Annotated in this window: 5 protein-coding genes; all 5 read left to right on the top strand. The window is 56.5% G+C overall.

What is annotated here, in order from left to right:
- The first annotated feature begins 354 nt into the window (after nucleotides 1–354).
- On the top strand, nucleotides 355–1044 hold the full coding sequence (locus tag CFR80_RS16425; RefSeq protein WP_010517542.1) for a hypothetical protein: 690 nt from the start codon (nucleotides 355–357) through the stop codon (nucleotides 1042–1044).
- Entirely contained in the window at nucleotides 1044–3647 is a 2604-nt protein-coding gene (locus CFR80_RS16420) for an EAL domain-containing protein (RefSeq protein WP_010517540.1), read from the top strand. The genes CFR80_RS16425 and CFR80_RS16420 overlap by 1 nt, the downstream gene beginning before the upstream one ends.
- 110 nt (nucleotides 3648–3757) lie before the next feature.
- Nucleotides 3758–4372, top strand: a complete 615-nt coding sequence (locus tag CFR80_RS16415) for an NERD domain-containing protein (protein ID WP_010517538.1) — start codon at nucleotides 3758–3760, stop codon at nucleotides 4370–4372.
- A gap of 87 nt (nucleotides 4373–4459) precedes the next feature.
- Nucleotides 4460–5281, top strand: coding sequence for a 2OG-Fe(II) oxygenase (locus CFR80_RS16410; protein WP_010517535.1), 822 nt, complete (start codon nucleotides 4460–4462; stop codon nucleotides 5279–5281).
- A 122-nt stretch (nucleotides 5282–5403) separates the two neighbouring features.
- Nucleotides 5404–6243 (top strand): transposase (locus tag CFR80_RS16405; protein WP_146221683.1); only part of this gene is annotated, 840 nt, incomplete at its 3' end.

Raw genomic sequence — 6243 nt, 5'->3', positions numbered from 1 at the left:
CCGCATGGAACAACCTCACCGCCCTGCCACAGACCATCCGATCCATCGGCCTCAGAAAATGGGCTCATATAGGTCAAAGGTGATAGCCCGTAGTATTATTCGTTTATATTGGCACATTAGCTTTGTTTTATAGACGATTGCGCGAACGCATGGCCAGCATTTTTTTGGTTTTCAAATGACGGGTCTTATGCAACAATAAATTCCGTTACGTCCTCATCACCTCCACCATCATGCGGTTTCACATCGGGCAGAAAGGCCACGCCACAAATATTTCATATTTTGGCCCAATAGCCAGTGGTCAGAAACCCCGAAACTTCCTTGCTGGTGCGAGTATTTTTGAGACAGGCGATACATATGAAGATGGCAACGGACAATGGCTGCTCCCTTGTGGTCCGCGCGGACGAGACCGCGGTCAGAAACGGCTTTTTCAACTGGAACAACGTGATTGAGGTTGTAAACAGATCACTTCCCCTTTCACGCAGGTCGGACCTGTCTTCCTATCGCTTCGTCATAGGGTCACGAGCCTGGGTCCGCACGAACCTGACAGATCTGGCCCGGTGGAGCAGTTGGGAATATGTCCTGCAGGGGGGAACGCTGGAAATCGACAGTTTTGGCCCCTTTCAGGTTCTGTGGCTGCACCTGATTATTGATCCGGCGGGGGGAGAAATCATTTTCGGACCCAAGCATTCCGAAGCCGGCCTTATCCTGATCGACATCACATTTGGCAGTTCGGACCGCGCCGCGCCATTCAGCCTGATATTCCGCGGCAACGAGACCCTGACGGCATCCTATGATTCCGATACCCGCATCACGCTGGTCGGACTGCTTGCGGGATGTGGGGCGGAACGGGACTGCGCGGCATGGGCGGTCGTGCGCTGTGATGGGGACCCCTACGGGCTGTCCCGTCCTGAAAACTGGCAGCAGGGGGGAGAAGGGACAGACACGTTCCCGCTTTTTCTCAAACGCTACCGGACACAGACCCCTGAGAACGGCGTCGTCATCCATTTACCCACCAGAACACAACAGACAGGCAGACCAGACTAATGGGCGAACGACAGACCTATCCCATTCCGGACAAACTGCTGGAAAGCATTGATACGGGTATCCTGCTTGTCAGCAATGATAACACAATCATCTTTGCCAATGATAACGCGGCCCGTATCTGGGGTGGCCCCATGCCCGGACTGGTCGGCCGGAAACTCGATATTCTCTTTCCCACCGGGACAGACATCCTGCCCTGTACCTTTGGTGAGAACCTGACGAATGTTGCGCTATGCCCATCCGGCGTGTCCGGGGGTAAGGTCTGTCGTTCCCCTACGGAAAATCACCACCACCTGACCTTGCTGCGGCATGACGGCACGGCGTTTTCTGCCGAGATGTCCGTGGCACGGGCCGAGGGGGCGGGACAGCAGGTGTTTGTTATTTCCCTGCGCGACGTGACACGGGATCTGTCCCGACGTGAACAGGACCTGCAGTATGCCACCATCGTACAACGCAATGCATGCGGCATCCTGATACTGGACAGCCAGTGCCGCATTACCTATGCCAATGCAGCGGCGGCCCGGTTTTCGGGCATCGGTGCCGAGGGTATGGAAGGGGCTGATTTCTCGGCCTTTCTGTCCGGGCAGCAGGGCGATATTGCAACATTACAGGCCTTTCGCCGTCGTCTGCAGCGCTGTCGGCCCTTTGAACTGGAAATTCATTCCCGCACCGACACAGGTCAGGACATCTGGCTTCTGGCAACCGTAACGCCCTTATGCAGCCCCTATGAGGAACTGCACAAAGTGATCGTGGTGCTGAATGACATTACGGGCAGCGAGCAGATAAAGGCGCTGCAGAAGGATATGATGGGGGCACTGACCAGCAACCTGTCCTTCAACGAAATCCTCGCCTTGATGTGCCGCCAGATTGAACGTATCGCCCCGGATGTCGTAACACAGATCGTGGTCGTGGATGATGAACGACGCATGCACCCCGTAGCGCGCGCACGGCTGCCCGCACAGATTGCCGAAGTCTGTGCTGACCTGCAGATAGGCCCCGAGGTCGGGTCATGCGGCACGGCACTGTTCACCGGCAGGGAAGTGGTTACACCAGACATTGAAGCCGATCCGAAATGGAAGGGGTTCTGGCAGTTTGTCGTCCCGCATGGCCTCATGGCCTGTTGGTCGGTGCCGATCCTGCTGCGTGACGGCCGGGTAGGCGGCAGCCTGGCTTTCTATTTCCGTGCCAAGCGCGCACCGGGCAGATGGCACCGGCGGATTGCCGATGCCTGCCTGCACCTGTGCGCGCTTGCCATCGAACAGCAGCGCTCGCGTGAGGATATCGCGCGGCTTACGCAGTATGACACCCTGACGGGCCTGCCCAACCGGACCGGGCTGCGGCACGGTATCAGGCAGCGGGCGGCGCGCGCGCGGCATGAAAACCTACTGGCCCTGATCATAAACCTGGATCGGTTCCGGGCCATCAATAACGGACTGGGACGCCCGGCAGGCAACATGCTGCTGGCTGCGTTGGCCCGGCGGCTATCCGGTCTTATTTCCAGTGACGACCTGCTGGCCCGCAGCGGGGGAGACGAATTTACCCTGATCACGACCGGCGGGGTGGAACGGGCCACGGCACTGGCCGATTCCGTCATGAATGCCGTAGCGGAGCCGGTCGTGATTGACGAGGTTCCCGTTACCGTTACGGCCAGTATCGGCATTGCGGATAATGACGGCGGCCGGCGGGAGACGGAAATACTCATGCAGCAGGCAGAAACGGCGCTGTCGCAGGCGAAGAATGCCGACCGTAACTGCTATCGTTTCTTCAGCGAGGAAATGAACCGGCAGGCGGCGGACCAGATCCTGCTGGCCAACGCGCTGAAGGAGGCGATCAGGACGGACCAGCTCTATCTGGTATACCAGCCGCAGGTCCATGCCGCGACCGGCCGGCTGGAAGGGGTGGAAGCCCTGGCGCGATGGACCGATCCAGCCCTGGGCATGATATCACCGGGCCGTTTTATCCCCCTGGCGGAAGAAACCGGACAGATCGAGGCAATCGGGCTGTGGTCACTGCGGGCGGCCTGTCGACAGATGGCCCTATGGATGCAGGCAGGGGTGGACGTTCCGGTCGTATCGGTCAACATATCCGCGCTGCATTTCAGAAATCCCGACCTGCCACGCCTGATTGGCGAGATCCTGCACGAAAGCGGCATTCCCCCACGGCGCCTGACCATCGAACTGACGGAAAGTGCGATGATAGAAAATTACGATCAGACCCTCATCGCCGCTCAGGTGATCCGGGCCATGGGCATCGGGCTTTCCATGGATGACTTCGGAACCGGTTTTTCCAGCCTGTCGAACCTTGCAAACCTGCCACTTAACGAACTCAAGATTGACCGAAGCTTCATGGATGGCTTTGAACCGACGGGCAAGGTTCACTCTGTGGTCACGGCCATCATCCGTATCGGGCGGAGCCTGGGCATGACCGTGGTGGCGGAAGGCGTGGAAACGCAGGCGCAGCTTGACCTGCTCCGGCAGATCAACTGCGACGTGATACAGGGATATTTCTTTTCCAGGCCCCTGGATGTGCAGGATCTTGAAGCATGGCTGAAGGCGCGCCCCGATACCGGGTGCTCACAGCCTGGCAGCCGGCATGATGCTGCATGAGACGGACATGAATAATGGCGTGACGAAGGGGAGCCGCCCCCCGGTTACCAATTCTTTACAATAAAAGCTTTCTTATCGGATTCGGAGCTTTATCTGTTGCAGGACCGGACATGACACGTGCGCACCGCAATCCCGATTTCCCTGCAGGCGGAGATGCCGCCCTGTGGCAGCAACTATGCGGACAGCCTGCCGCGGATGATCCCGTTACGCAGATGCTTGTGGCAAGTGGCCTACCTGTACTACATGGCATTATCTTGCCATTTGGTACAGACGAACGTGTGGAGATTGACCACATATTTGCCAGCGCAGACGGGTTGCATACTTTACATGCGAAACATTACATCGCGTGGATCAATACGCCTTCTTCCGAAAAAGAAATCCGGTCGCAGGGCGGGGCTGGAAATTTTGCCTATAATAATGATTTCCTGCAAAGTTTCCTGAAACTGGCAGAAGCCGTCAGCACCACCATAAATGATCCATTACCGACACAGGACGGAACCCCCGTTCCCGTGACGGGCCATTTCCTGCTCCCGTACAAGGAGCCACTGATGGCCCCCCTGCAGGATCATGCCCTTCTCCTCCCGGAACTGGAAAACATGCTGAATACCTTGGCCGGCAAGGGCGCCATTCCTGCCGAATATGGCGAGGCATGGTGCCATATTGGAACAGTGCATCATAAATACGTAGTCGCATCATCACAGATACAGAATCGAAGCCCCTTCTGAACTTTTCCTATCTGCACAGTAGACCGGATTTACTAAAAACATCCCAATATCCTACCGCACCTGGCAAGACTATTATTAGGATAGCAGATGTCGTACGTACCCCTGTTAAAAAGAATGGACCGGTCCGACACTTCCCGGCTGAACAGTCTTGCGCAGGAGTTCAAGACAGCCAAGCCATTTCCACATCTGGTCATGGACGGAATGTTCTGTGATTCCCTGCTGAACGAAGCGTTGCAGGCTTTTAATCTCGATCACGTAAACAATATAAATGTATTCCAGAACCAGCTTCAGTCAAAGCGTTCGACCAGCACAAAATCCGTCATGCCTGCAGCAATACAACGGTATTTTGATATTGTGAACGGTGCACCGTTCCTCCGGCTACTGACCAGATTGACAGGAATCACGAATCTGCTTCCCGATCCTTATTTTTATGGGGGGGGCATGCATGAAGTCGCGGGGCAGGGACATTTTCAGGTCCATACCGATTTTCGTTATCACCCCCATACGTGTCTGGAAAATCGCCTGGCTTTGCTGACTTACCTCAATCATGACTGGAAGCCGGAATATGGCGGCCAACTGGAACTGTGGCAGAAAAATCCAACCCGGCCTGTCAGAAAAATTGTTCCCCGGTTCGGGCGCAGCGTTCTCATGCTCCAGTCGCCTGATTCATGGCATGGACACCCCCAGGCCGCGCGAACAGGATATCTGCGGCGGACACTCATTACATATTTTTACACGGCACCCAAAATAAAAGCTGACAGGACGGAACAAAGCACGATCTATCTATCCAACAGCAGACAATCGACCATGCAGAGAGCAGAAATATTCGTACGGAACATAATTCCGCATTTTGTTATTGATACGGCAAGATGGGTACGACACAGAAAACGGAAGCAAAATTTTAGATAATAGCGTTCGCGCGCTTCTTGCATGAGAAATGCTGCTATACTCATGCAAGGTGCATAACACACCCTCTAGCAGTCTGTCGGGTTGGGGTACCCTGTGAAGGGGTAAGGTTGTAAGGTGGTGAGATGAGCAGCTTCATCCCGTTTGACCGGTCTCAGCCGTATCTTCTGCCGCCTGATCTGAAGTCGTGGCTTCCTGCTGACGATATGGCGCATTTCGTTGTAGCCGCCGTTGAACGGGTTCCGATGAATGCGTTTTCTGTGCCAGTACGCACGGGTGGCAAGGCACAGTACCATCCGCGTCTGATGCTCGCACTTCTGATCGTCAGCTATGCAAACGGGCTGTTTTCCTCACGCCGGATCGAGCGGGCGACATATCGCGACATCGGGGTGCGCTTCGTGGCGGCGAACCTGCATCCGGATCATGATACGATTGCTACCTTCCGCCGGACGAACAGGGGCGCCATTGAAGCTGCATTTGCACAAGTGCTGCTTCTGGTGCGCGAGACAGGCCTGCTGCGTCTGGGCGTGGTGTCGATCGACGGCACGAAAATCGATGCTGACGCATCGAAATACCGTTCCCTGCGCTACGACCGGATCAGGGCGCTGCGCGAACAGCTGGCTGTGGATATCGCGAAACTGATGGACCAGGCGGATGCCACAGACAGCGATCCGCAGGCATTGCCGGAAGAGCTTGCCCGACGGGAAACGCTGAAAGCGAAGCTGGACGAAGCCTGCGCCCGGCTGGAAGCAGATGCGAAGGCGCAGGCCGAGGCGGCGCGACCGGCATACGAGAAGAAGAAAGCCGCTTATGATGCGAAAACAGGGCGTCGTGGCCGGGCGCCGAAACCGCCGGATGATGAACCACCACCCGACCGGCAGATCAGTCTGACCGATCCCGACAGCCGCCTCATGCGGCGTTCGGACGCCCACGAGTTCCGGCAGGCTTACAATGCCCAGGCCGTG

Source organism: Komagataeibacter oboediens (genome assembly GCF_003207815.1).
Classification (GTDB): Bacteria; Pseudomonadota; Alphaproteobacteria; order Acetobacterales; family Acetobacteraceae; genus Komagataeibacter; species Komagataeibacter oboediens.
Note: the sequence above shows the minus strand (reverse complement) of the source record. Positions and strands in the feature narration are given on the sequence as shown.

Coding starts and splice junctions, on each gene's coding strand:
- CFR80_RS16410 (WP_010517535.1), top strand. CDS start 4,460: ATGTCGTACGTACCCCTGTTAAAAAGAATGGACCGGTCCGACACTTCC.
- CFR80_RS16420 (WP_010517540.1), top strand. CDS start 1,044: ATGGGCGAACGACAGACCTATCCCATTCCGGACAAACTGCTGGAAAGC.
- CFR80_RS16425 (WP_010517542.1), top strand. CDS start 355: ATGAAGATGGCAACGGACAATGGCTGCTCCCTTGTGGTCCGCGCGGAC.
- CFR80_RS16415 (WP_010517538.1), top strand. CDS start 3,758: ATGACACGTGCGCACCGCAATCCCGATTTCCCTGCAGGCGGAGATGCC.